General features: G+C 67.5%; 23 protein-coding genes. 11 read left to right on the forward strand and 12 right to left on the reverse strand.

All coding sequences use genetic code 11. The features are described from left to right. Window positions 1–471: 471 nt before the first annotated feature. Genes QQS53_RS02495 through QQS53_RS02505 form a run of 3 tightly spaced genes read left to right on the forward strand, consistent with a single transcriptional unit; the run spans window position 472 to window position 2,886 of the window. Window positions 472–1,656: a hypothetical protein gene (locus tag QQS53_RS02495; RefSeq protein WP_472774508.1), complete on the forward strand. Its 1,185-nt coding sequence runs from the start codon at window positions 472–474 to the stop codon at window positions 1,654–1,656. Between the two features lie 31 nt (window positions 1,657–1,687). Continuing rightward, on the forward strand, window positions 1,688–2,290 hold the full coding sequence (locus QQS53_RS02500) for a hypothetical protein (protein WP_472774360.1): 603 nt from the start codon (window positions 1,688–1,690) through the stop codon (window positions 2,288–2,290). Window positions 2,291–2,292: 2 nt separating this feature from the next. After that, window positions 2,293–2,886 carry a hypothetical protein gene (locus tag QQS53_RS02505; RefSeq protein ID WP_472774361.1) on the forward strand — a complete coding sequence of 198 codons (594 nt, stop codon included), beginning with the start codon at window positions 2,293–2,295 and terminating at the stop codon, window positions 2,884–2,886. Window positions 2,887–2,908: 22 nt separating this feature from the next. On the opposite strand, the gene QQS53_RS02510 is transcribed toward QQS53_RS02505, so the two are convergent. The 6 genes from QQS53_RS02510 to QQS53_RS02535 form a co-directional block, all read right to left on the reverse strand. After that, a complete protein-coding gene (locus tag QQS53_RS02510) occupies window positions 2,909–3,709 on the reverse strand; it encodes an SDR family NAD(P)-dependent oxidoreductase (protein ID WP_472774362.1) in 801 nt (266 codons plus the stop codon). A 145-nt stretch (window positions 3,710–3,854) separates the two neighbouring features. Further along, window positions 3,855–5,357: a maltose alpha-D-glucosyltransferase gene (gene treS / locus QQS53_RS02515; protein ID WP_472774363.1), complete on the reverse strand. Its 1,503-nt coding sequence runs from the start codon at window positions 5,355–5,357 to the stop codon at window positions 3,855–3,857. Then, a complete protein-coding gene (locus tag QQS53_RS02520; protein WP_472774364.1) occupies window positions 5,354–5,731 on the reverse strand; it encodes a hypothetical protein in 378 nt (125 codons plus the stop codon). Before QQS53_RS02520 ends, treS begins: the two co-directional genes overlap by 4 nt. A 7-nt stretch (window positions 5,732–5,738) precedes the next feature. Beyond that, the gene (locus QQS53_RS02525; RefSeq protein WP_472774365.1) at window positions 5,739–6,578 is read right to left on the reverse strand and encodes a carbohydrate ABC transporter permease; all 840 of its coding nucleotides are present in this window, start codon (window positions 6,576–6,578) and stop codon (window positions 5,739–5,741) included. After that, a complete protein-coding gene (locus tag QQS53_RS02530; RefSeq protein ID WP_472774366.1) occupies window positions 6,578–7,711 on the reverse strand; it encodes a carbohydrate ABC transporter permease in 1,134 nt (377 codons plus the stop codon). Before QQS53_RS02530 ends, QQS53_RS02525 begins: the two co-directional genes overlap by 1 nt. 224 nt (window positions 7,712–7,935) lie before the next feature. Beyond that, window positions 7,936–9,213 (reverse strand): ABC transporter substrate-binding protein, encoded by a 1,278-nt coding sequence (locus QQS53_RS02535; RefSeq protein WP_472774509.1) that lies wholly within the window; start codon window positions 9,211–9,213, stop codon window positions 7,936–7,938. A 162-nt stretch (window positions 9,214–9,375) separates the two neighbouring features. Between QQS53_RS02535 and QQS53_RS02540 the strand changes: the two genes are divergently transcribed. From QQS53_RS02540 to purE, 4 genes are all read left to right on the forward strand, one after another. Then, window positions 9,376–10,434: a biotin--[acetyl-CoA-carboxylase] ligase gene (locus tag QQS53_RS02540; RefSeq protein WP_472774367.1), complete on the forward strand. Its 1,059-nt coding sequence runs from the start codon at window positions 9,376–9,378 to the stop codon at window positions 10,432–10,434. A 55-nt stretch (window positions 10,435–10,489) separates the two neighbouring features. Next, window positions 10,490–10,960 carry a hypothetical protein gene (locus QQS53_RS02545; protein WP_070769259.1) on the forward strand — a complete coding sequence of 157 codons (471 nt, stop codon included), beginning with the start codon at window positions 10,490–10,492 and terminating at the stop codon, window positions 10,958–10,960. A 150-nt stretch (window positions 10,961–11,110) separates the two neighbouring features. After that, the gene (locus tag QQS53_RS02550; RefSeq protein WP_472774368.1) at window positions 11,111–12,319 is read left to right on the forward strand and encodes a 5-(carboxyamino)imidazole ribonucleotide synthase; all 1,209 of its coding nucleotides are present in this window, start codon (window positions 11,111–11,113) and stop codon (window positions 12,317–12,319) included. Between the two features lie 204 nt (window positions 12,320–12,523). Next, on the forward strand, window positions 12,524–13,063 hold the full coding sequence (purE, locus tag QQS53_RS02555) for a 5-(carboxyamino)imidazole ribonucleotide mutase (RefSeq protein WP_472774369.1): 540 nt from the start codon (window positions 12,524–12,526) through the stop codon (window positions 13,061–13,063). A 98-nt stretch (window positions 13,064–13,161) separates the two neighbouring features. Here the strand turns inward: purE and QQS53_RS02560 are convergent, their stop codons facing one another. Then, window positions 13,162–14,709 (reverse strand): HNH endonuclease signature motif containing protein, encoded by a 1,548-nt coding sequence (locus QQS53_RS02560; RefSeq protein WP_472774370.1) that lies wholly within the window; start codon window positions 14,707–14,709, stop codon window positions 13,162–13,164. 199 nt (window positions 14,710–14,908) lie between these two features. Here QQS53_RS02560 and QQS53_RS02565 point away from each other — a divergent pair, with 199 nt between their 5' ends. Beyond that, a complete protein-coding gene (locus QQS53_RS02565; protein ID WP_472774371.1) occupies window positions 14,909–15,433 on the forward strand; it encodes a YdcF family protein in 525 nt (174 codons plus the stop codon). Between the two features lie 64 nt (window positions 15,434–15,497). Here the strand turns inward: QQS53_RS02565 and QQS53_RS02570 are convergent, their stop codons facing one another. Beyond that, window positions 15,498–16,748, reverse strand: coding sequence for an RNase H family protein (locus QQS53_RS02570; protein ID WP_472774372.1), 1,251 nt, complete (start codon window positions 16,746–16,748; stop codon window positions 15,498–15,500). A 521-nt stretch (window positions 16,749–17,269) separates the two neighbouring features. Between QQS53_RS02570 and QQS53_RS02575 the strand changes: the two genes are divergently transcribed. Both QQS53_RS02575 and QQS53_RS02580 read left to right on the forward strand, forming a co-directional pair. After that, a complete protein-coding gene (locus QQS53_RS02575) occupies window positions 17,270–18,433 on the forward strand; it encodes an NRAMP family divalent metal transporter (protein WP_472774510.1) in 1,164 nt (387 codons plus the stop codon). 173 nt (window positions 18,434–18,606) lie between these two features. Then, window positions 18,607–19,407: a putative hydro-lyase gene (locus QQS53_RS02580; RefSeq protein ID WP_472774373.1), complete on the forward strand. Its 801-nt coding sequence runs from the start codon at window positions 18,607–18,609 to the stop codon at window positions 19,405–19,407. A 9-nt stretch (window positions 19,408–19,416) separates the two neighbouring features. On the opposite strand, the gene QQS53_RS02585 is transcribed toward QQS53_RS02580, so the two are convergent. From QQS53_RS02585 to QQS53_RS02600, 4 genes are all read right to left on the reverse strand, one after another. Next, a complete protein-coding gene (locus tag QQS53_RS02585) occupies window positions 19,417–20,031 on the reverse strand; it encodes a GntR family transcriptional regulator (protein ID WP_472774374.1) in 615 nt (204 codons plus the stop codon). 122 nt (window positions 20,032–20,153) lie between these two features. After that, entirely contained in the window at window positions 20,154–21,884 is a 1,731-nt protein-coding gene (locus tag QQS53_RS02590; protein WP_472774375.1) for an acetyl/propionyl/methylcrotonyl-CoA carboxylase subunit alpha, read from the reverse strand. 2 nt (window positions 21,885–21,886) lie between these two features. Then, the gene (locus tag QQS53_RS02595; RefSeq protein ID WP_472774376.1) at window positions 21,887–23,440 is read right to left on the reverse strand and encodes a 5-oxoprolinase subunit B/C family protein; all 1,554 of its coding nucleotides are present in this window, start codon (window positions 23,438–23,440) and stop codon (window positions 21,887–21,889) included. After that, on the reverse strand, window positions 23,433–24,200 hold the full coding sequence (locus QQS53_RS02600) for a LamB/YcsF family protein (RefSeq protein ID WP_472774377.1): 768 nt from the start codon (window positions 24,198–24,200) through the stop codon (window positions 23,433–23,435). Before QQS53_RS02600 ends, QQS53_RS02595 begins: the two co-directional genes overlap by 8 nt. Window positions 24,201–24,362: 162 nt before the next feature. Between QQS53_RS02600 and QQS53_RS02605 the strand changes: the two genes are divergently transcribed. Further along, window positions 24,363–25,400 carry a thermonuclease family protein gene (locus QQS53_RS02605; RefSeq protein WP_472774378.1) on the forward strand — a complete coding sequence of 346 codons (1,038 nt, stop codon included), beginning with the start codon at window positions 24,363–24,365 and terminating at the stop codon, window positions 25,398–25,400. The last annotated feature ends 3 nt before the right edge of the window (window positions 25,401–25,403 follow it).

Raw genomic sequence — 25,403 nt, forward strand, 5'->3', positions numbered from 1 at the left:
CTCTATTCTAGACCCAAGAGTCGATAATTTTGCATGAGAAACGAAATTCGCAGCTCGCGCGTTAAATATGAGATTGTCCTCACGTTTGTCGCGGGCTTTAGGCCTGCCCCCATTAGGGGGAATCGGCCGCCGCTGTCGATGCCGCCCCGCCGCTGCTGCCGATGCCTCAGCTCGCCGCCCGTCGCCCTCCCGACGTTCTGCCGCCCGCTGCCTGCCGCCGGAACGCTCCGTTTCAGCACGTGGTTTCCGCCCGGCCTTGCGCAGGGGCTTCCTGGAAGCTTAAAATCTTCGTATAGTTCAGTGAAGGGGTCTTGGGCCGCACTCTCAAGACAAGGAACCCTTAAAGTGCACGCACCCAAGGCGCTAACCGTAGGGAAGAAGGGCTGGGCACGAGCAGCCGTCGCCATCGTCGCGGCGGCACTGGTCCCGCTGGTGGCCAGCCCCGCAGTTTCGGCACGGGCCGTTCCGCCCATGCCGCAGGGCTACCCTATTGCCAACCTCTACAAGTCCTGCGATGCCGCCGGCAAGAACACCCCGGAGCCCGAGTGGCGCTTCGGCGAGACCGGGCGTCGCTACTTAAGCGACGGCACGCTGCAATTCACCAACACCACCGATCAGGAAGTCCCCTACACCGCCGAGGTGGAAACGGGCACCAACCACGAGATCGATGCCAACTCCAAAGCCAAGCTGCCCAACGGCTGGGACACGACCGCCAAGTCCGATATCGGCCTGAAGATGACCAACGGCTGGCGCGACACCGAGACCTTCGGCCCGGTCAAGCTGGCCCCGGGTGAATCCTTCCGCGTCGAATACGGCGTCATCGAGAAGGACTTCATCTCCATGTTCGTCAGCTGCAACGACGGCCGCCTGGAAAACACCCCGGGCGCCAACGTCGTGCGCGGCACCGGCCCGGCCGAGCGTTACGCGTTCGCCTACATCATCCGGGCGGACGGCACGGTCTCCGATCTGGCTATGGAGATCCCCTCCCGTTCCCCGGGCGCCAACAGCAAGCCCATCGACGGCACCTATACCTCCGTGTCCGGTCCCAGCCTGGAAAAGATCGCCGATCCGGCCCGCGACGAGGTCGTCGAACCGACCACCGAGCCGCAGCGCGAGGCCGACTGGCCCAACGAGGGCGATACCTGCCAGGCCGGCACCCGCACCTGGTACCCGCTGGATATCACCGCCGTCCAGCCGACCTACCGCAAGCCGGGCTATTCCACCGACTTCCTCAACTGGTCGAAGAAGGATTACGAGTACGCCCCAGTCACCGACTTTGTGGTCGGCGCCGAGCACCACCCGTACACCAACTGGCAGGGCAACCGCGGCGACATCCCACGCGGCTGGCTCGAATCCGTCGGCGCCGTCAAGCGCGCCTACATGCCGGTCGGCACGGAGCTGGGCCACGTGGACCTGGCCGCAGGGGAGCGCGTGCGCGTCGAGTACGGCACGACGATGACCCGCATCAACTACCGCGAGATCACCTGCGGCAAGGACGGCAAGTACAGCCTGACCTCGAACTACAAGCAGACCTCCGCGCCCAGCGGTTTCTGGGCCGAGGCCACCATCACCAGCCCGGGCGGGGCCAAGCGCACCGTCGACGTCACCCCGGAGGAGTACCGGTCGCTGCCGGTGCCCACCCAGGCTTCCTACTAACCCCCAACCACATACTTCAAGGAGTTCCCTCATGCACGCATTGAACGCAATCTCTTCCCGCGCCCTCGCCGGCCTGACCGGCCTGGCCCTGGCCGGCGGCATCGTCGCCGCCGCGTCTGTCACCCCGGCCGCCCAGGCCCTGCCGGCCCGCGACCTGGGCCCGGCCAACCCGACCGTCATCGGCCAGCAGTGCGCCAACCCGGGCGATACCGGCCAGACCGTCGACATCAAGCGCACCTACTTCGACGGCTCCGCCGGCACCTGGACCGTGTCCAACTACAACGACGAGCCGCTGCCGGTGACCCGCTCCATCAAGGAGACCAAGACCAAGACCTGGAACGTCTCCGCCGGCATCGACTTCAAGCTGCTGGATCTGATCAACATCAGCTTCTCATCCAGCTACACCGACAGCCAGTCCTACGAGGTCGGCGAGCAGGTCGGCCCGTACAACATCGCCCCGGGCAAGACCGCGGTGCTCAAGGCCGGCTGGGTTGTCTCCGACTTCGAGGGCCAGAAGACCGTCTGCGGCTCCGACCACACCTGGCAGGCCAACGGCGGCAAGTTCACCGCCACCCTGCCGAAGGAGCGCCACGTGCAGGTATCCACCCGCGACAACACTGATTGGGGCGCATAAACATGGCGGGAAAGCGGCGCGCCGGACTCGCGGCGCTGTGCCTGCCGGTGGTGGTGGCGCTGGGCTACCCGGCATCGGCAAGCGCGGTCTCCCCGGCGGCGGATTTCGAGCTGCCGCAGCGCTGGAACGATGACTACGCCCCGGGGTCGCACTGCGCGACGCCCGGCTTCACGGGCACCTACGTCACGGCGCAGCGGCGCTGGTTCAAGCAGACCGATGCCACCAGCGTGGCCAACAACACCGACGGCCCCGTGCCGGTCAGTCACACCGTGACCCAGGCGCGCACCCAGACCATCGAGGTCAGCGCCGGGGTCACCGGCGAGGGCGAGCTGGCCAAGGTGCTGACCCAGACCTACGGCTTCAACTACGTCTCCGAGCAGCACTGGAAGCTGAAGCAGAAGGTCGGCCCGTACACCCTGCCGCCGCAGTCGCAGGGCCAGCTGGTCTGGGGCTTTACGATGCTCGACGTCGACGCCCAGGACGTGCGCTGCAGCACCGACCAGGTCTGGGAGCCGGCCGGCAAGCCCTACCAGGCCAGCGCCCCGGAGGCGAAGTACTCCGAGCTGCGCCTGGGCGATGCCCCGGAGTGGGGATAAAACCCCAGCGCGGGCCTAGCGCCTAGACCGCGGTGTAGCCGCCGTCGACCAGGTAGTAGGCGCCGGTGACGAACGAGGCCTCGTCGGAGAGCAGGAAGCGCACCAGGGCGGCGACCTCCTCCGGGCGGCCGGTGCGGCCCAGGGTGTGCTTGGCGGCGAGCCCGGCCTGCACGTCCTCGGGCAGGGTGTCCTGCAGCGGGGTCTTGATGTAGGCCGGGCCGACGGCGTTGACGCGCACGCCGGTCTCGGCCAGCTCGGCGGCGGCGTTCTTGGCCACGCCGTTGAGTCCGTGCTTGGCGGCGGTGTAGGCGGCGTTATCCATGATGGCCACGGAGCCGTGGATGGACGACATCATCACCACGGCGCACTCGGCCGGGTTCTCCTGGCTTAAGAAATGCTTGAGCTGGTAGTGCAGGCCGTAGACGTTGCCGTTCAGGTCGAGCTGGATGGTCTTGTCCCAGGCGTCCAGGTCCATGGCCGACAGCGGGGCGCCCGGCCCGGCGATGCCCGCGTTGTTGACCGCCAGGTGCAGCGCCCCGTAGGTTTCGACGGCGAAGTCCACGGCGCCGCGGTTGTCCTCGCGGGTCGAGGCGTCCATGTGGAAGGCGGCGGCCTGCCCGCCGGCCTCCTCGATTTCCCCGACGACGCGCTGGGCGCCCTCGTAGTTCAGATCGGCGGCGACGACCTTGGTGCCCAGGGAGGCCAGGTCCTTGGCGATGGCCTCGCCCAGCCCGGAGGCGGCACCGGTCACGAGGGCTACCTTGTGGTCGAAGCCGCCGCGGGCGGCCTCGGCGGCGCGGGTTTCAATAGAATTGTCAGTCATGGCTGCGTTCCTTCCCATCCCAGCGCTTCTGCCCGGCGCCAGGGCGCGGCGGGGGATGCACATAGTTTTAGGCTCGTTCGGGGCTGTGAAGGCGCCGTGTGGCCCAGCCTAACGGAACGCGCGGGTCCGCCGCCGCGGGCGAGAGCTAGCTCAAGTCTTCGACCGGCAGCCAGCTGTAGCCGTACGGGCCCAGATCGACCGGGCCCAGATCCACCGGATCGGCGGAGAAGTTGTGCAGGCACAGCAGCCCGCCGCGCTGGAAGCCCAGGACCGCCTCGTGGCCGGTCTCTACTGCTTCGAACTCGGCCGTGCCCAGCTCGGGGTGGGCGTGCCGGGCGGCCACCATGCGGCGCACCGTGTGCAGCAGCGAGTCCTCGTTGTTGGCCTGCGCGGCCACGGAGGCCCCGCCGACGACGGCCCAGCGCTGCGGGACGCGGGTGCTGAAGCCGGCGTGCTCGGTCTCGTCCCACTGCATCGGGGTGCGCACGGCGTGGCGGTCGGGCAGGGCCGGGTTGTCCAGCATCCCGATCTCGTCGCCGTAGTAGATGAATGGGGCGCCGGGCAGGGTGAACAGGAGCGAAAACATCAGCTCCACCTTGCGGCGGTCTCCGCCCATCAGCGGCATCAGCCGGCGGGCGATGCCCAGGTGGGCCCGCATGGCATCGTCCGGCAGGTAGGCCGCGTACATCTGTTCGCGCACGGACTCGTCGACCATCTCCAGGGTCAGCTCGTCGTGGTTGCGCAGGAAGGTGCCCCACTGGCAGCTGGCCGGCAGGGAACCGAGCTCGTCCATGATCTCGTAGACCGGGGTGGCCGAGTTCAGCGCCAGCGCCTGGTAGAGGCGCGGCATGACGGGGAAGTTGAAGACCATGTGGAAGCGGTTGCCGGCGCCGAAGAACTCGCGCGTTTCGGCCGGCGGCTGGTTGGCCTCGGCGATCATGACGGCGCCGGGGAACTCGGCATCGATAAGCGCGCGGATCTCCTCGATGAAGGCGATGGTCTCCGGCAGGGACTCTCCGCCCAGCCCGTCGCGCTCGTAGAGGTAGGGGATGGCGTCCAGGCGGAAGCCGTCGATTCCCTTGCCCAGCCAGAAGCGGATGACGTTTTTGACCTCCTCGCGCACCGCCGGGTTGTCGTAGTTGAGATCCGGCTGGTGGGAGTAGAAGCGGTGGAAGTAGTACTGCTCGCGCACCGGGTCCCACGCCCAGTTGGACTCCTCGACGTCGGTGAAGATGACGCGGATTTCCGGGTAGCGGTTCGGGTCGTCGCCCCAGACGTAGTAGTCGCCGTAGGGCCCGTGAGGGTCCTGCCGGGAGGCCTGGAACCAGCGGTGATCGGAGGAGGTGTGGTTCAGCGCCAGGTCGGTGATGATGCGCATGCCGCGGGCGTGGATGGCGGCGATGAGCTCCTCGACGTCGGCCATGCTGCCGTAGACCGGGTTGACCTCGTAGTAGTCGGCGATGTCGTAGCCGTCGTCGCGCAGCGGGGAGGCGTAGAAGGGAGGCAGCCACAGGCAATCGATGCCCAGCCACTGCAGGTAGTCCAGCTTCTCCGTCACGCCACTCAGCGTGCCGATGCCATCTCCCTTGCCGTCCTTAAAGGCGTGCACCAGGGCTTGATAGAAAACGGCGTTGTGGTACCAGCTCATGCTCGGTCTTTCTGTTGGGGAGGGGTGTTTCGGGGATGGGTGTTGTGCGGCGCCGTGTTGTGCGGCGCCGTGTTGTTGTTGGGCACCGTGTTGTTGGGCGCCGTGTTGTGGGCCGCCGTGTTGTGGGCCGCCGTGTTGTGGGCCGCCGTGTTGTGGGCAGGGGTGCGCGGCTGCGCGCTCGGGCCGGTCCGGGCCAGGTGCGCGCGCTTGGCACGGTAGATCCCGTACAGCGCCAAGCACAAAACCGCTGCCAAAAGTCCGGGCCAGAGGGCCGGCGCGGGGCGGAAGAGGTTGACCACGGCCTGGATGAGGGCCAGGGCGGCGAAGAAGCCGCAAAACCCTAGGGCCGTGTCCCAGAGGAGGGCGTAGCGCATGCCGCGCCTAGCCCTTGACGCCGCCGGCGGTCAGGCCGGCGACGATCCGGTGCTGGAAGATCAGGACCATGATGATGAGCGGGATGGTCACCAGGGCGCCGGCGGCCATGGTGGCCGCGTATGGGTACTCGAAGGCCGAGGGCCCGGAGAAGCGCGCGATGGCCACGGTGACCGGCTCGGTGTCGGTGGAGGACAGCTGGCGGGCCAGCATGAACTCGTTCCAGGTGGTGATGAACGCGATGATGGCCGTGGTGAACAGGGCCGGGGCGGCCAGGGGCAGCAGGATCATGCGGAAGGCCTGCGCCTTGGTGGCGCCGTCGACGCGGGCGGCCTCCTCCAGCTCCCAGGGCAGCTGCCTAAAGAAGCTGAGCAGGGTGTAGATGGTCAGCGGGAGGGCGAAGGAGATATTCGGGATGATCATGGCCCGGTAGGTGCCAATCCAGTCCAGGTCCCCGAAGAGCTGGAAGAGCGGGGTGACCAGCGCGATGGCCGGGAACATGGAGGCCGCCAGGATGACGCCGGTGACGATCCCCTTGCCCGGGAACTCGTAGCGCGCCAGGGCGTAGGCGGTGAACACGCCCACCAGCACGGCCAGGGCGGTGGTGACTAGGGAGATGACCAGCGAGTTGGTCAGGGCCCCGAGGAAGTCGTTGCCCTTGTCGGTGGCCAGGGCGTCCCGGAAGTTGTCCAGGGTCAGGTGGGTCGGCCACGGGGTCGTGTCAAAGGTGTGGTCCTTGTGCCGCAGGGCGGTCACGACCATCCAGTAGAAGGGCGCCAGCCCCCAGAAGATGATGAAGAGGATGCCGGCGAAGTGGCCCACGGCTCCCCAGGAGATGCGCGATTTCATTACTTGGCCTCCTTGTTGGACTCGGCAGAGGCGGGGACGGCGGAGGCAGGTACAGCAGAAGCAGGCACTGCCGATGCCCCGGCGTCCTCAGCCGGGGACTTGCCCGGGGTCTTGCCCGGGGACTTCTTCCCGACCCAGGGAAGGTGTCGGCGTTTGCGGGGCTCCTCGGTCGAGCCCGCGATATTGGCTCCCAGGAAGCGGATGAGGATGAAGGCGACGAAGAAGATGAGCAGGAAGATCAGGGTCGACAGCGCGGAGGCGGAGTTGAAATTGCCCTGGCGCATGTCCTCGACGACCAGCTGGGAGATGGTCGCGGTCGGGGAGTTCGAGGAGCTGGAAATCATGATGACCGGCAGGTCGTACATGCGCAGCGCGTCGAGGGTGCGGAAGAGGATGGCCACCATCAGGGCCGGCCGGACCAGCGGCAGGGTGATGCGGGTAAAGATTTGCAGGCGGCTAGCGCCGTCCATGCGTGCGGCCTCGTAGACGTCCTTCGGGATCATCTGCAGGCCGGCGAGGATGAGCAGGGCCATGAACGGGGAGGTCTTCCACACGTCGGCGATGATGACGGCCAGGCGGGCGTAGAAGGGGTCGGTGGTCCAGGCGATGTCGGTGCCGAGCAGCGAGTTCACCACGCCCTGCGGGGCGAACATGAACTGCCACAGCTTGGCGGTTACGGCGGTGGGGATGGCCCAGGGGATGAGGACGGCGGCGCGCACGAAGCCGCGGCCGCGGTAGTTGCCGTTCATGATAAGAGCCATGGCCATGCCCAGGATGGTCTCGAGGCCCACGGTCACGACGGTGAAAAACAGCGTGATCTGCACGGCCGGCCAGAAGTCGGTCGCGATGACCCCGGGCGGGCAGGTGGCGGCCACGCCGGACGGCGACATGCACTGGTTGGTGATCCAGTACAGGTAGTTGTCCAGCCCGGCGAACTGGCCCTCGACGAAGAGCCCGGTGGTCGGGTCGAGCTGTCGGTTGCCCTTGAACGACAGGATGATGGCCCGGATGACCGGGTAGCCGATCACGATCGCCAGCACGATGATCGCGGGCGCAATGAGCCCGGCGGGCACCCAGGCCCGAGACTTGGGCGCGGGGCGGCGCCGGTGGGCGGTTTTCTCGGTCACGCGCATGGCCTTTCTGATGCTTGCTTTACTGCTCTGATGCTTGCTGTGGTGTTCTGTGCTTACCGCTGCTGTGCGGCGTGCAATGGTTTGCACCGAGGATGGCACTGATCATAACGCACGGCGCGGACGCAGCCTCGAAACTCGCCGCGCCCACAAAGAAGCGAACGATGCCACCTCGCCGCGCGGGAAGGGGCATCGTTCGCTGGGTCGGGCTTCAGTCCTGGGACGTCTTAGGCCTGGGAGGCAGACTCGATGGCGGCCTTCATGTCCTTGGTGGCGTCGTCGACGCTCTTGCCGTCGGTGATGGCGGCGTAGGCGTTGTCCTGGATGGCCTTGGAGATAGCGGAGTAGAACGGGGAGACCGGACGCGGGGAGGCGGCCTCCAGGGACTCCTTCAGGGCCGGCAGGTACGGGAACTTCTCGATGAGCTCCGGGTCATCGTAGATGGAGGCCAGCACCGGCGGGAAGGAGGCTTCCGCGAAGGAGGTCTGGTTCTCCTCGTTGATGATGTACTCGATGAAGTCGCGGGCCGTGGCCTTGTACTCGGAGTTGATGTTGATGCCGTTGTTGTAGCCGCCCAGGGTGGACACGCCCACGCCGTCCTTGGCGACCAGCGGCTGGACCTCGAACTTGCCCTGGGTCTCCGGGGATTCCTCGGCGTTGGTGTACATGTACGGCCAGTTGATGGCGAAGGCGGACTTGCCCTCGGTGAACGCCAGGTTGGTCTCCTCCTCGGTGGCGGCGGTCGAGTCCGGGGAGATGGTGCCGTCCTCGTAGGCGTCGACCAGGGCCTGCAGGCCCTCCTTGGCCTCGGCGGAGTCGACGGTGATGGTGCCGTCGTCGGCCAGGACCTTGCCGCCCCAGCCCTCGATGAAGCCGACGGTGTTGACGGTCAGGCCCTCGTACTGCTTGAGCTGGGTGGTCAGGCAGTCGGTGTCGTCCTTGAGCGCCTCGCAAGCGGACTTGACGTCGTCGAAGGTGGAGACCTCCTCGGGGGCGAGCTCCGTGTTGCGGTAGAGCAGCTGGCCGTTGGTGTTCTGCGGCAGGGCGTAGAGGGTGTCGTTGTAGGTGGCGGACTCGACCGTGGCCGGCAGCAGGCCGTCGGTGTTGACGGCCAGGTCCTCGGTCAGCGGGGCCAGCCACTGGTTGGCGGCGAAGTCGGCGGTCCAGACGACGTCGAGGGCCATCACGTCGTAGTCGGAGTTGCCGGCCTGCAGGGACTGCACGAGGGTCTCCCGCTGGGCGTCGGCCTCACCGGCGAGCTCTTCGAGGGTGACCTTTTCCTCGGGGTGCTCCTCGTTCCACTTTTCGATGATGGGCTGGATCTTGTCCGTGTCGTTCTTGCCCATGGCGAAGGTGATGGGGCCACGGCCGTCGGTGTTCTCGGTGGCAGATCCGTCGGCGTTGGAGCTGCCGGAGTCGGAGCTGCACGCGGAAAGCGCCAGGGCGAGGGCGGCGGTGCTGGCGATGACGCCGTTGCGCACGGTGCGCCGGGAAGGTGACTGCATCATAGTGATTTACCTTTCGGGAAACAGTAGGTGTATTTCAGGTTATATTCACCAACGTCCGGAAGAATAGTTTTTTGGGTTCTAGCCCCCACGCCGGGGGTAGCGGGCCCGGCGGCGCTCGCACCCACAGGGCAGGTGGGTCCGGCGGGTATTGTTTGGGTTATGACTGAGCGAAACGAAACTGAGCGAAACGAAACTGAGCACAACGATGCCGCGCACAACGATGCCGTGCACAACAGCCGCGATCTCGACCTGGACCGCATCCGCGCCGCACTGTCTGGCCTTTACAGCACCGTTGACTACAAGGAACAGACGGGATCCACGAACACGGATCTGATGGGGGCTAACGATGTCGCCGACGGCACCGTCCTCCTCGCCAACGAACAGGTCAGCGGCAAGGGCCGCCTGGGCCGCAGCTGGGTCGCTCCGGCGGGCAAGCAACTCATCCTTTCGGTCCTGCTGCTCCCGGACTCCCTCGAGCACCTGGGCACCCTGCCCCTGGCGGGCGGCCTGGCGGTGACCGACACCGTCGAGGGATCCGTCCTGAAGTGGCCGAACGATGTCCACATCGACGGCAACAAGCTCTGCGGCATCCTCGCCGAGGCCGGCCCGGTCGGCGCCGCCTTCAAGTCGGGCGGTTTCAAGACCGGCGAGTTCAAGGGCGGGGAGTTCAAGTCCGGCAAGGCCGCCGGCGAGCTGAACAAGACTGAGCTGAACCAGACCGAGCTGAGCAAGGCGGAGGTCAACAAAGCAGAGCTGAGCAAGGCGGAGGTCAACAAAGCAGAGCTGAACAAGACCGAGATCAACAAGGCCGAGGTTGCCCCTAAGACCGAGGCAGCCCCCAAGACCGAGGCTGGCGCCGCCCCGAGCGCCCGCGTCGTGCTGGGCATGGGCCTGAATGTCACCCTGACCCGGGAGGACCTGCCGATTGAGAAGGCGACATCGCTAGCGCTGGAGGGCCGCAACACGGACCGCACCCAGCTGGCGATTGACCTGCTGACCAATCTGCGCCGACGCATCGCCCAGTGGCAGAACCAGGATCCGCAGCTGATGCGGGACTACCGCGCAGTGTGCTCGTCGATTGGCCAGGAGGTGCGCCTGGAGGCGCCGACGGGGGATGTGGAGGGCATCGTCGAGGGCGTTGCCGACGACGGCCGCATCAACGTCGGCGGCGAGTACTACTCGGCCGGCGACGTGACCCACCTGCGGCCGCAGCGCTAGAAACCTCCACCGCCCCTTCGCCGCCGATGCCATCCCGGGTAAGCTTTAGGGCGCTATGGGATATATGACGATGGGGCCCGGTGAGGCCAAGCGGGTCGACGTGACCGCGCCTTTCCGCACGCTCGTCTTCCCGCTGCTGGAGCTCATCCTGATTACGGGGGTGTGCTGGATAGCCATCGGCTGGCTGGACGCGCAGGGGGCGGACCTGCGCCTGCGCAACGCGCTGGTCGTGCTGTGGGGCGCGCTCAGCGTGTGGCGCTTCGTGCTGCCGGTCATCCGTTCTCGCCGGAAGCGTTTCATCGTCACGGACCGGCGGGTCATCGCCCGGGCGGCCCGGCTGGGTGGCCGGCCGGATTCGATCCCGCTGCGCGACATCGTGGGGGCGCGGCGTCGCCGGGGCGGCATTTCGCTGGCGATCCGCGGCTACGACCAGGCGCTGTACTTCCCGGACGTGCCGAAGACCAAGAAGGTCGAGGCGGCCATCGGGGATCAGCTGCGAGCGCTGCGGTCTCCCATCTGGCGCTAGCGGTCGGGAACCAAGCGAGGCCCGGAGCAACCCCGCCCGGAGCAACCCAGCCCGGAGCAACCCAGCCCGCTACTAGCAAATTGGGGTACCGTCATGCCCGGTTTCCTGGGGTGACGCGCGAGCCGCCGGCGCCGCGCTAGGATTGAAAACGTGAGTGAACAAGCTGGAAATCCCCAAGCCCATGCCCCCGGTATGCCAGTGGTCACCGTCATCGGTGACGGTCAGCTGGCGCGGATGATGCAGACCGCCGCCATCGAGCTGGGGCAGTCGCTGCGCCTGCTGGCGGGCAGCCCTGATTCGTCGGCCGCGCAGGTCTGCGTCGACGTGGTGGTGGGCGACTACACCGATTACGACGACCTGTTGCGGGCCGTCGAGGGCGCGGACGCGGTCACTTTCGACCACGAGCACGTCCCGAACAAGCACTTGGAGGCCCTCATCGAGGCCGGCTACAACGTGCAGCCGGTGCCGTCCGCCCTGGTCAACGCGCAGGACAAGCTCGTCATGCGCCGCCGCCTGCGGGAGCTCGGCGCCCCGGTCCCGGAGTTCGCCGAAATCACCAGCACTAACGATGCCTCCTCTTTCTGGTCCGCCACCTCCGGCCAGGTCTGCCTGAAGGCCCGCCGCGGCGGCTACGACGGCAAGGGTGTTTGGTTCCCCTCCACCGAGGAGGATCTGGTCAACCTGGTTAGCGAGCTGCTGGAGGCCGGCACCCCGCTGATGGCGGAGAAGAAGGTCGCCCTGACCCGCGAGCTGTCCGCCCTGGTGGCGCGAACCCCGTCGGGGCAGACCGCTTCCTGGCCGATCACAGAGTCGGTCCAGCGCGACGGCATCTGCTCCGAGGCGGTCGCCCCGGCCCCCGGGCTCAGCTCCGCCCTCGAGTCCCGCGCCTCCCAGCTGGGCGTCTTGATCGCCGAGTCGCTCGGCGTCACCGGCGTCCTGGCGGTCGAGCTCTTCGCCTTTACCAACGATGCCGGCGAGGAGGACGTCGCCATCAACGAACTGGCGATGCGCCCCCACAACACCGGCCACTGGACCCAGGATGGCTGCGTGACCTCCCAGTTCGAGCAGCACCTGCGGGCCGTCATCGACTACCCGCTCGGCTCTACCACCCCGACCGCCCCGGTCACCGTGATGGCCAACGTCCTGGGCGCCGAGGAGGATCCGGAGATGCCGATGGCCCAGCGCGCCGTCGAGGTCCACCGCCGCTTCCCGCAGGCCAAGATCCACCTCTACGGTAAGGGCCACCGCCCGGGGCGTAAGATCGGCCACGTCAACCTGACCGGCCAGGACGCGGAGCAGACCCGGCACGAGGCCCGCCTGGCGGCAGGCTTCCTGGTCAACGCCCGCTGGGACGACTAGCCACCGCGGCCCGGCAGCTTCCTCCGGGCTCGGCGTACCTTCACCTCAGCCTTCGGAACCTGCCCCCAGGATCCAGCACCGCAGAACGCGTAGCCCCAGCACCCAACGGCCGTAACCTCAGCACCCAGCGGCCGTAACCCCAGCACCCAGCAGCCGTAACCCCAACGCTCAGAACCCAAAACTCACAAAGGAGTGCCCCACAGCATGACCGCTACCCCAGAGAACGCAGCGAACACCGAGAACACCCAGGCCCGCGTCGGCATCATCATGGGTTCCGATTCCGACTGGCCCACCGTCGAACCGGCCGCCCAGGTGCTGGCCGAATTCGGCGTCCCCTTTGAGGTCGGTGTCGTCTCCGCCCACCGCACTCCGGAGAAGATGCTCGCTTACGCCAAGCAGGCCCACACCCGCGGCTTGCAGGCCATCATCGCCTGCGCGGGCGGAGCGGCCCACCTGCCGGGCATGGTCGCGGCGGCCACCCCGCTGCCGGTCATCGGTATCCCGCGGGCCCTGAAGGAGCTCGACGGTCTGGATTCCTTGCTGTCCATCGTCCAGATGCCGGGCGGGGTCCCGGTCGCCACCGTCTCTATCGGGGGAGCCAAGAACGCCGGCCTCCTGGCGGTTCGGATCCTGGGCGCGGGCGACCCCCAGCTGATCGAGAAGATGAGCAAATACCAGCAGGACATGGCAGATTCCGTGGAGGAAAAGGACGCAAACCTCCGCCGGAAACTGCTGGGTGACTAGCACGGATCTCACTGACCTTGCCGCGGGCAGGATCCACTTCCAGTATCCACTACCGGCATTCGCTACCGTTTTAACTAGGCCGTCTTAACTACGCCGCTTTAACTAGCGGCCGCGGTTTGCCGTCGGAGCTTATACCCGGCGGCCTCTTGAGCGGCGACTGATTCATTGCATTCGACGTCGCTACTTCCGGGCCTGACGAACCCGACCCTTCCGCTTCTCGGATCCCTGGCCGCATGGCCCATGTTTCCTCTGCCATCTTGTCTGTCGTTGTTGTTGACGTGATGGGAGCGGCATAACAAGGTCAGATTGTGTATGTCGGTGACCCCGCCGTAGTACCAGGCCTGCAGGTGGTGGACATCGCAAGCATTGGCGGCCCGGTCGCACCCGGGGTGGGAACACACCAGCTCGGAGGCAATCAGCGCCAGCTTCTGCATGAAGCTCGCCGTCCGCTTCGAGCGCCCCAGCGCCAGCGGCTGGAAGTCCTCGCAGTCCATGATGCAGAGGTAATCACTAGCCGCGGCCCCGAGCCGGATAATGTCCAGCGGGGTCAGCGAGTGCCCGGTGTTGGTCGGCAGCAGGGAATCCGCCTTGAGGTTCTCGAAGTCATCGACCGTGCCGGAGATGATGATGGAGCCCAGGCCGGGGTGCGCCTTCTCGCGCGAGCCGAGGTACTCCTGCAGAATTGCGGTGAACTGGTCTGCCATCCGCTGACGGTAGTTGCGCTTGTCCTCCTCCGGCGGCAGGTCCGGGGTGCCCGGACGCGTGGCGGGTGCAAACGCCTGGCTCATCAGCGCCGCGGTGGCGCCATCCAGGTAACCGCTCACGTGCACGCCACCGTCGGCGTCCGCGGGGCTGAACTCCAAATGACGCTTGCGGGTGGCGGCAAACCGGTCCCGGTTGCCGAAGGGATCCCGGCTGCGGGCATTCGCCGCACGGACCTCGCGGCGCAGCCACTGGGCGAAGTCCTTGAGGTTCCGCTTCTTCGCCTCGTCGATGGCCTTGTTGCGCAGCTCGTTCGGCCCCGGGGTGGCGTGGGCGTTGAGGTGCTTGAGCTCGCGGTCAATGATGGCCAGGTAGCGGCCGCGGAGCGCTTCCTTCTCCCGCAGCTTGCGCTGCGCCTCAGCGCGGGCCCTTTCCTCGCGCTCCCTGCGGAGACGAGCCTCTTCTTCGGCCTTCCTGCGGCGCTCCTCGGCATGCTTTCGGCGTTCTTCTGCCGCCTGAGCATCCTCCGCGGAATCCCCAGTTTCCCCAGTTTCCCCAGTTTCCCCAGAATCCCCAGAGTCTGCAGCATCCTCCTGCGGATCCTGCAACGGCGGCGGATCTAACAGGGGAGCGGTCCCGAAGATGGTCTGCCCGTTGCGGAGCCGGTCCTTCGCCTCCCCGTAGGACAGCCCCAGCCGGTTCATCAGGTAGTCCATCACCCGCGTGGAGTTGACGTGGCGGCCAGCGTCGTCGCGTTCGGCGATGAACGCAAATGCGGCATCGATAGTAGTGATGGTGCCGGAGAGGGCAGCGAGCTTCTCGAAATAAGGGTAGATCTCACCAAAGTACACCGAGTCCACCTCCGTGACGGCGGCGTGCAGGCGTGAGTATGCCTGTTCGATTTCGGCTACACATTCGGCAATGGATTGAGTTGCTTTGGTCATGATCTTCACCCCCTTGAGGTGCTCGAACCTTTGTTCCTTACGCCTTCAATCCTATTCAACCAACCACCCCACGCAACCCCTAAAGCACAACTTTGTTCTAGATGGTTACATTGTTAGTAAAACGGGGGTAACCTCTGGCAGCAATAGGCATATACGGCGCCGAACAGGACGGCTAATGCCCTCAAGTATCCTAATTCTTATGTTCAGAAACGACGGCGGAAAAGCCTCCGGGCGACCCACGCTTGATCCGACGGCCCCCATCGTCGTCCTTGGCTCGCGCACGACCGCCGGCCGCCCCGAACCGCTGCTCCGCGCACGTCTCATCACCGCCGCCCGCCTCGCCCAAGCGCACCCCCAAGCCCCCATCGTGGTCAGCGGGCACGGGGAAGCGCTCCCGATGCACAACTACCTCACCGCCCACGGCATCAACCCGGAGCGCATCCTCCTCGAACCCCTGGCCACCAGCACGAACGAAAACCTCGAAAACTCCGCGCGCTTGCTGCCCCCGGGCTCGACGATGACCGTCGTCACCAGCAACTTCCACATCTTGCGCACCCGGCTCTGGGCCTGGCACCTCAAAATTCCCATCCACACGGTCGCCGCCCCGACCCCGCACGGCCACAAACTACAAAACTATGCCCGCGAGCTCGCCGCGACGCCGCATTCCGCGCTGCGCATCGCTTGGCGACGCCTCCGGCACCGCCTCGAGGGCCGCCCCGACTAACCCTGAACGGCCCCAAACGGCCCCCAAACGGCCTTCAAGCGGCCCCCAAGCAAGCCCCCAAAAACTAGGCCCCAGAACCCGCGCCCGGACTGCCGCGCCGGCGTCCGCTGCGACGACGTCCCCCGCGTCGCCCGCCCCGACGCCGCTTATTCCGCGCGCCAGAGCCTGAACCAGCCCCGGACCTAGACCTAGAACCAGCACCAGAGCCACCAGCACCCCGCGTCACCGACTCGGGCAGGCGCGACGCCGCCCGCTTGTGGGCGTCCTTCGCGGCTTCCTGCAGGGCCTTATCGATGCCCTCCGCCAGGGTGTCGCGGACCTCCTTTTGGCGGTAGGCGATGGCGCGCAGCCCCATGATGGCGATCTTGTCGGCGGCGCGGTTGAGGGGGTCGCCGGAGTGGCCCATGACGCGCCGGAAGGTGATGCTGCGCTGCCCCTGGTTGTCCTTCCAGGCCTGCTGGAAGCGGGAGAGCGCGCCCGGATGGATGCCGCGCCAGCGCTTGCCGAGTTTGCCCTGGCCGGTGATGTAATCGACGGCGCGCAGGGCGGCCTGGCTGTCGCTCTCGATGAGGACGTCGGTGGCATCGGTGTGCACCAAGTACTTCAGGGCGAGGGTGAGGGCCTCGAGCTCCAGCTCGTCGGTGGAGGCCTTCGTGCGCCGAGTGAGTAGCTGGTAGTCGCCGTTGCTGGCGACGAAACAGGACGCGCCCTTGATGTTGGTGTCGGAGGAGGCATCGGTGGCGATGCGGGTGGGGGCGGCATCGTTAGCGTTAGAAAAGTCGGAGAACTGCGGCCACCAGTGGGCTTCCGTGGCGGGCGGGGGAGTGGGCTTGCGCTTGGGGGACTGGCCGTTGCGCTTGCCCTCGCGCTTGGCCTTGGTCTCCTCGACGGTGCGTAGCTTGCTGGCTCGGGGGCAGGCGCGGTTGTACTCGGAAAAGCTGCCGGTGACCAGGTAGCCCTGCTTTTCTAACTCTAGGCGCAGCGCCCCGCGCCGGCGGCCGACGTTGCACCAGACCTTCTTCTTGGCCCCGTTAAAGCTGCGGATGCCGCTGATGGCGTCATTGAGGTCGCGCATCACCGGCCCCACGGTGTCTTCCTCCGTGGTCCGCCCGGTGCGCACAAACCGCGGGCCGGGCTTGGCATCCACGGCAATGACCCACCCGTTGAGCTTGCCCTCCGCAGCGGACTTCCAGGGGATGTCCCACATGGCGATGGCCACGTGCACCGGCGCGTTGTGCATCTGCGGGGTGACCTTTCGCGATCGGTAAGTGCGTGATTCTGTACCTACCAGCGCGGCGAGATCGACGGGTTCCATGCCTACTAGTAAACCGTACCGGCATCCGGGCCCGTTCCCCGGGGCCCACCAACAGCCACCAGCAGCCCACCAACAGCCACCAGCAGCCCACCAACAGCCACCAGCAGCGACCCAGCCCACCGACAGCCGCCCAGCCCACCAAACAGCCACCCAGCCCACCAACAGCCGCCTCCCCCGGGCTACCCACGATGCCCACGGGGCTAGGCGGGTGGGGTTCGCCTTTACATATTGTTCAACAACCCCCTAAGATGATGCGCATCACAAACCCGTGTGACCTATATCGCGGAGGGAAAATAATGAGTGCACAGACACCCGAATCCACTTCTCACGCCGGCTCTAACCCAGGCCGGGACTCCAACCAGGGCCCCGCCCCCAGCAACCAGAGCGCCAGCCCGGCCGACAGCCAGGGCCCCGCCCAGGGTTCCGCCCAGGCCGCAGGCACCGCCCAACCGGCTGCCGATGCCGCAGCTTCCCCCTCGGGCGCCAAGAAGAAGTCTCCGGCCTCGAAGGGGATCGGCGCCATGGCCGGCGCCATGTTCCTCATGGCGACCTCCGCCATCGGCCCGGGCTTTTTGACCCAGACCTCCGTCTTCACCGTCCAGATGGGCGCGGCCTTCGCGTTCGCTATTGCGGTGTCGATCCTCGTGGACATCGCTATCCAGCTCAACGTCTGGCGCGTGCTGTGCGTGTCCGGCATGCGCGCCAACACCCTGGCCAACACGGTCCTGCCGGGGCTCGGCTGGGTGCTGGCCGCCTTCGTCTTCTTCGGCGGCTTGGTCTTTAACATCGGCAATATCGCCGGCGCCGGCCTGGGCATGAACGCCATGCTGGGCATGGACGCCCGCTGGGGCGGCCTCATCGCCTCCGCCATTGCCATCTTCATCTTCCTGTCCAAGCGCGCCGGCATGGCCCTGGACCGTCTGGTGGCCGCCCTGGGCGCCATCATGATCCTGCTCATGCTCTACGTCGCGATTGTCTCCCAGCCCCCGCTGGGCGAGGCTCTGAAGAACACCGTGGCTCCGGAGACCATCGACCCGTTTGTCATCACCACCATCATCGGCGGCACCGTGGGCGGCTACATCACCTTCGCGGGCGCGCACCGCCTGATTGACACCGGCTACTCCGGCGTGGAGAACGTCAAGAGCATCACCTACACTTCGGTCTCCGGCATCATCATCACCGGCATCATGCGCGTGCTGCTCTTCCTGGCCGTCCTGGGCGTGGTGGCCACCGGCGTGACCCTGTCGGAGGACAACACTGCTGCCGATGCCTTCCAGCACGCCGCCGGCGAATTCGGCCTCCGCGCCTTCGGCGTGGTCCTGTTCGCGGCCGGCCTGTCCTCGGTCATCGGCGCGGCGTACACCTCCGTGTCCTTCGTGACCTCCCAGCAGTCCAGCGATAGGGTCCGCAACTTCGCCACCGTTGCCTTCATCGCCGTGTGCGCCGTGGCCTTCGTGGTCCTGAACTCCGCCCCGCAGACCCTGCTGATCTTCGCCGGCGCCATCAACGGTCTCATCCTGCCGATTGGCTTCGCCATCGTGATGTGGGTGGCCTGGCGCCGCCGCGACCTGCTGCAGGGCTACAAGTACCCGGCTTGGTTGCTCATAATCGGCATCCTGGCCTGGTTCCTGACCATCTTCATCGGCGTGATGGCCTTCAGCGGCATCGCCGCCCTCTGGTCCTAGGCCCCGGTACCCCAGGGAACCCACCAACCCAAGGACCACAAACCTAGAGCAACGAACCCAGAACAACCAGCCCAGAGCAACCAGCCCAGAGCAACCAGCCCAGAGCAACCAGCGCAGAGCAACCAGCGCAGAACAAACAGCGCAACGGAAAGACTCAGAAGGAAGGCCGCCCCATGGCATCGGATCGCCCCCAGCTTAACCCGAACTCGACCCCGGCCCAGGTGCGCGCCTTCGCCCGCCACCACCAGCTGCCGACGACCTCCGGGCTGGCCCGCGGCTATATGCAGGCCAACCTGCTGGCCGTGCCCCAGGAATACGCCTTCGACTTCCTGTTGTTCGCCCAGCGCAACCCCAAGCCGTGCCCCATCGTGGGCGTGCTGGAGGCCGGCCAGCACTCCTCGGACCTGCTTGCCGGCGGGGACATCCGCACCGACATCCCGGGCTACCGCGTCTTCGAAAACGGCGAGCTAACGCAGGAGACTGCCGATGCCACCTCCTTCTACACCCCGGACATGGTCAGCTTCCTCATCGGCTGTTCCTTCACCTTCGAAACCGCCCTGCTGGACAACGGCGTGGAAATCCCCCACATCGCCCAGGGCAAGAACGTGGCCATGTACCGCACCAACATCGCCACCACGCCGGCCGGGGTCTTTAGCGGCCCGCTGGTGGTCTCCATGCGGCCCATCAAGGCCTCCCAGGTCGCCGATGCCGTGCGGATTACCTCGCGCTATCCCGGCGTCCACGGGGCTCCGGTGCACGTGGGGGACCCGGCGGCGATTGGCATCGATAGCCTGGCGGAGCCGGACTTCGGCGAGGCCATCGAGGTGCCGGCCGGCTATATCCCGGTCTTCTGGGCCTGCGGGGTGACCCCGCAGGCGGTGGTGATGAACTCGGCACCCCGCCTGGCCATTACCCACGCGCCGGGGCAGATGCTGGTCACCGACGCCCGCGACCTGGGCTACCAGGTGCCCTAAACCGCGGCTTTAAACCACAGCCAGAATCTTGTCGCAGGTGGCGCGCAGCGTCGCGTGGGAGTAATCGGCGGCAGCGCGGCGCTCGCCCCGGGCGATAAGGCCCGCGAGCTTCACGTTGCCGTCGATGTGATCGGCGTGCAGCAGCGGGTAGCGGGGGATGACCAACAGGAAGGTCAGGCGCATGCGCGCGAGCAGGTTGCCCATCTGCTCGTCCAGCGTCGGCGAGCCGAGCGCGGCTACCAGCGCCCGGTGGAAGCGCTGGTTGATATTGGAGACCTCCTGGTGCTCGCCGCGGGCGGCGAAAGCGCGGGCGGACTCGGTTAGCTCGACCAGCGCGTCCGCGTCGGGGAAATCGCCCCAGGCCACCCCGGAGGGCTCGATGGCTGCCCGGGCGCGGAAGAGATCCTGGATATAGGCGCGGTCCGGGGTGGCGATGAAGACCCCGCGGTTGGGGATGCGCTCCACCAGCCGCTCCGCGGTCAGCCGCGCGAAGGCCTCCCGCAGGGTATTCCGGGAGCACTCGAAGCGCGCGGCCACCTTGACCTCGCTGAGCTGCTGGCCCGGCTGGTACTCGCCCCGGGAGATGGCGTCCCGGAGGCCCGCCGCGACGGTCTGAGAAAGCATGCGTAACACTCTAGTGCCGCGCCCCGGCTTACAGGGCACTTTGGCCAAACCAGCTTGCCGGTGCCGCCTCCGAGACGAAAGCAGCACCTGCGCGCGCCGGGGGGATGCGGCGGGGGAGGCGGTTAGTTGATGGTGGCGATGACGTCGTCAGGGGTGACGCGCTCGCCGGCGTCGACCTTGATGGAAATCGTGCCGGCGTTCGGCGCCTTGACGGCGGATTCCATCTTCATGGCCTCGATGGTGGCGATAGCGTCTCCCTCGGCGACCTCGGCGCCGTCCTCGACCTTCCACTCGACCAGGTTGGCCTCGAACGGGGCGGTCACGGCCCCGGCGGAGCCGGCCTTGGCCTCGCCGCCGGCAGGCGCGGCGGAGCTAGCGGCCCCGGCGGGCGCCTGGAAGAACTCGACGGGCAGGCCGATGTTCATCAGCTTGCCGTCGACCTCGATGGCCACGGTGCGGCGCTGCGTGTAGATGGCTTCTACCTGCTCGGTCTGGTGCCCGGCGGACGGGCGGTAGTTGTGGTCCACCCAGTCGGTGTAGAGCCCCAGCTCGTCGCCGGTTAGTGCCGGGTTGTTGACCATGTCGCGGTGGAAGGGCAGCACGGTGCGCACGCCGGAGACCGTAAACTCCTGCAGCGCCTGCTGGGCGCGGCGCAGGGCCACCTGGCGGTTAGGCCCCCAGACCACCAGCTTGGCAATCAGGGAGTCGTAGTACGGCGGCACGATGGACCCGGTGCGCACGGCGGCATCGACGCGGATGCCGGGGCCCGTCGGCGGTTCGAAGGCCACGATGGTGCCCGGGCAGGGGGCAAAGCCGTTGAGGATGTCCTCGGCGTTGATGCGGAACTCGAAGGCATGGCCGTGGGATTCCGGATCCTCCGCGATGGAGATCTCCTCGCCGGCGGCGATCCGGAACTGCTCGGCGATGATGTCCACGCCGGTCACGGCCTCGGTGACGGGGTGCTCGACCTGGACGCGGGTGTTGACCTCCAGGAAGGAGATGGTGCCGTCCTCGGAGACGATGAACTCCACGGTGCCGGCGCCGGTGTAGCCGACCTTCTGGCAGATGGCGCGGGAGCCCTCGATGATGCCCTGGTACTGCTTCTCGGTCAGGTTCGGGGCCGGGGCCTCCTCGATGAGCTTCTGGAAGCGGCGCTGCGTGGAGCAGTCGCGGGTGCCCAGCACGCGCACGTTGCCGTGGGTATCCGCCAGCACCTGGGCCTCCACGTGGCGCGGGTGGACCAGGAACTTCTCCACGAAGCACTCGGCGCGGCCGAAGGCCTCCATGGCCTCGCGGCCGGCGGAGTTGAACGCGCCCTCGATCTCTTCCATGGTGTCCACGACCTTCAGGCCGCGCCCGCCGCCACCGTAGGCGGCCTTGATGGCGATCGGCAGGCCGTGCTCCTCGGCGAAGGCGCGGGCCTCCTGCCAGTCGCCGATTGGGTCGGAGGTGCCCGGGGCCAGCGGGGCGCCGACCTCCTCGGCCACGCGGCGGGCGGCGATCTTGTCGCCCAGCAGGTCGATGGCGTCCGGGTCCGGGCCGATCCAGGTCAGACCGGCGGCGCTGACGGTGCGGGCGAACTCGGAGTTTTCCGATAGGAAGCCGTAGCCCGGGTGGATGGCGTCCGCGCCGGCGCGCACGGCGATGTCCAGCAGCGCCGGGATGTTCATGTAGGTCTCGCCGGCGGAGTTGCCCGGCAGGGCGTAGGCCTCGTCGGCCACCACGGTGTGCAGGGCGCCGGCGTCGGCCTCGGAGTAGACGGCGATGGAGCGGATCCCCAGGTCGCGGGCGACGCGGGCGATGCGCACGGCGATCTCGCCGCGGTTAGCAATAAGTACAGCAGAAATGGCCATGGTTAGTTGACTCCTGAGACTAGTTCGAAGCGGACCCGGGCCCCGGGCGGGAGCTGGGCGGCAATATCAATATCTTCTTCCAGGACGGTGGCGACGACGGGGTAGCCGCCGGTCACGGCGTGGTCCCGCAGGAAGACCACGGGCTTGCCGTTCGGCGGGATCTGCACGCTGCCGGCCACCATGCCCTCCGAGGGCAGCTCGCCGTCGACGACGCGCTCGATGGTGGCATCCCCAGCCAGGCGCAGGCCGACGCGGTTCGAGTCCGAGGTGACGGTCCACTCGGTGTCCAGGAACTGCTGGACGTTCTCGCCGAACCAGTCGTCGCGCGGGCCCAGCGCGCAGCGCAGCACGCCGGTGGTGGTGCCGTTGTCGTCGCGCACGCGCAGCGGGTTGGCTAGCTGGGCGTCCGTCATGGCGTTCGAGCGCGGCAGCACGCCGATGACCTCGCCGGCGCGCACCGGGTCCGGGCCCAGCCCGGAGAGCACGTCCGTGGCGGACGAGCCCAGCTCCGTGTCGGCGATGATGCCGCCGCGGATGGCGATGTAGGAGCGCATGCCGGTAATCGCCGGGCTGACGGTCAGGGTGGTGCCGGCCGTGACCAGGATGGGGCGGGCCAGCTGCAGCGGGTATTCGCCCACGCGCACCACGGCGGTCGCGCCGGTGACGCAGATGACCGTGTCGGTCAGCGCCTTGAGCTTGATGCCGCCGATGTTTTCCAGCACCGTCGCATTGCGCGGATTGCCCACCGCGATGTTGGCGGTGGCGGCCGCCGCGCGGTCCGCCGCGCCGGAGGGGGTAACGCCCAGGTCGCCGCGGCCCGGCCGGCCGAGGTCCTGGTACAGGGTCAGCAGGCCGGCGTCCTCGACCTCCATGCGGGGCAGCCGCGCCGGGGACTTCTTGGCCCCGTCGTGGTCGCGGGTCAGCTCGGGCAGCTCGCGCACCGCGTTGTAGCGCACCCGGTCGCCGGGCTGGACCAGCGCCGGCGGCTCCGCGTGGGATTCCCACATCGGGGTGTTCGTGGTGCCGATGAGCTGCCAGCCGCCGGGGGAGACGCGCGGATAGACCGCGGAGAAATCGCCCGCGATGCCGACTGCTCCGGCCGGCACGGCCGTGCGCGGGTCGGGGCGGCGCGGCACGGCCTTGGCCTGGGCCGGGTCCTCCGGCGCGCAGTAGGTAAACCCGGGCGCGAAGCCGCCGAAGGCGGCGGTCCAGGTGGTGGAGGTGTGCCAGTCGATGAGCGCTTGCTCCGACATGCCGAGCAGCTCCGCGACATCGGCTAGGTCCTCGCCGTCGTAGCGCACGTCGATGTCGACGGTGCGCGGCTCGCGCCGGCCCGCCTTGGTGGGCTGGAACTCGGCCAGCTGCTCGGCGGCGAGCTCGGCCGCGCGCGGGGCGTCGAAGGTGACCAGCAAGGTGGTGGCGGCCGCGATGCAGTCGACCTGGTGCGGCAGCGGGTGCGCGGACAGCTCCGCGTGCCAGCTCATGACCTGGTCGAGCCCGTCCAAGTCGATGAGCATCGCGCGCGTGCCGACCGGGTGGATGGTGGGGTTAGACATCGAGGAAGCTCCGAATCTCCACGCCTTCGCGGCCCAGTAGGTCGACGACGCCGCGCAGCAGCTCGACGGCGCCGGGGGAGTCGCCGTGGGTGCACACGGACTGGGCATCGACGGCCAGCTCGGTGCCGTCGTAGGCGGTGATAGAGCCGGTGCGGGCCACCTGGAGGACGCGGTCGGCCACGGCCTGGGGCTCGTGCATGACCGCGTGCGCCTCGCGCCGGGAGACCAGCGTGCCGTCGGCGTTGTAGTTGCGGTCGGCGAAGGCCTCGCGCACCACGGTCAGCCCCTGGTCCTCGGCCATGTCCACGGCCACACCGCCGGGCAGCAGCATCAGCGGCAGGTCGCCGAAGGCGCGCACGCCGTCGATGACCGCCTGGGCCTGGGCCTTATCGTGGACGATGGTGTTGTAGAGAGCCCCGTGCGGCTTGACGTAGCGCACGCGGGTGCCGGCCGCGCGCGCCAGGGCCTCCAGCGCGCCGATCTGGTAGGTAATCTCATCGGCCAGCTCCGCCGGAGCGTAGTCGATGAAGCGGCGGCCGAAACCGGCGGCATCGTTATAGCCCACGTGCGCGCCGATGACCACGTCCGCGCGGGCCGCGGCCTGGACCGTCTGCGCAATTGAGTGCGGGTCCCCGGCGTGGAAGCCGGTGGCCACGTTGGCGGAGGAGACCAGCTCCAGCATGGCCGCGTCATCGGCCACGGGGTTGCCGGCGGTCGTCTCACCCAAATCTGCGTTGAGATCAATGACAAGCGAAGACATCAACACCATCCCTAAAATTGTTGAACAATCTGATGGATCTAGTGTAGCGCGCATCACTTCAATTTGTGAATAGGGTTACGTTCACTGGATTTCACGGCTACCCCCACAGCTGCGGCGGGCTAAGATTCTAAAGATTTTGTTCTTACAGGAAGGACCTGCGCAATGGGTTTCGGAAAAGCGCTTCTGGGCGTGGGCGGGGTGGCCATCGCCGCGGTCGCCGGGGTGGCCATCATGGGCGGCGGGGAAGAAGAAACCACCGTCAACCGCGTCATCGACGGCGACACCATCGACGTGCACACCGCCGACGGCGACAAGCGCGTGCGGCTGCTCAACATCGACACCCCGGAGCTCGCCCGCGACGGCCGCCCCGCCGACTGCCTGGCGGAGGCCGCCCGGGATTTCCTGGCCGATCTCCTGCCGGCCGGCACCGCCGTGCGCCTGGAATACGACGTCGAGCACCAGGACAAATACGGCCGTGAGCTCGCCGGCGTCTTCCTGGACGACGAGCTGGTCAACGCGCGCATAGCCGAGGAAGGCTTCGCCGCGGCCATGGTGGTTGGCGACAACCGGAAGTTCTATCCGCCTGTCCAAGAGGCCGTCGATGCCGCCCAGCAGGCCCGCCGTGGCATCTTCGACGTGGATCCCGAGTGCTTCGCTGCTGACGGTGGCCCCGCGGCCACTGCGCTGAGCTCGTCGCCGACCACGACCTATGGTTCCGGCGACGAGGTGGCTGCCATCGACAAGCTGTTGGCCGGCACCGCCGCCCGCCGTGCGGATCTGGACGCCATCGAGGGCGGCGCCCGCAACGCCTTCTACGGCACCTACCTGGTCGATCGCCTCAACACCTTGCTAGCCGAACGCCGCGCCGAACTCGACGAGGCCGAGGAGCACCTCCGCGACGAGCGCGCCGACGCGGTCGAGCAAGCCGAGCGCGACAACAAGCGGCAGGAAGAGGCCAACCGCCCGGCCGGCGAGGCCGTCAGCCCCGACGGCGCCGATTACCCCGCGCCGGCTAACCCTGCCCCGGCTAAGCCCAACCCGGCTAACGATGCCCCTGCCGCACCAGCCCCCGCCGCCCCCGCGCCGGATACCTACACCGGCTGCCGCGCCTACGGCGGAAACTACGCGCTGACCTCCGTGGACAACCAGGGTCGGCCGTACGCCAAGATTGATTGCTCGACCAAGGTGCAGATTGGCTAGGGG

This window comes from Corynebacterium sp. 2571A (assembly GCF_055700935.1).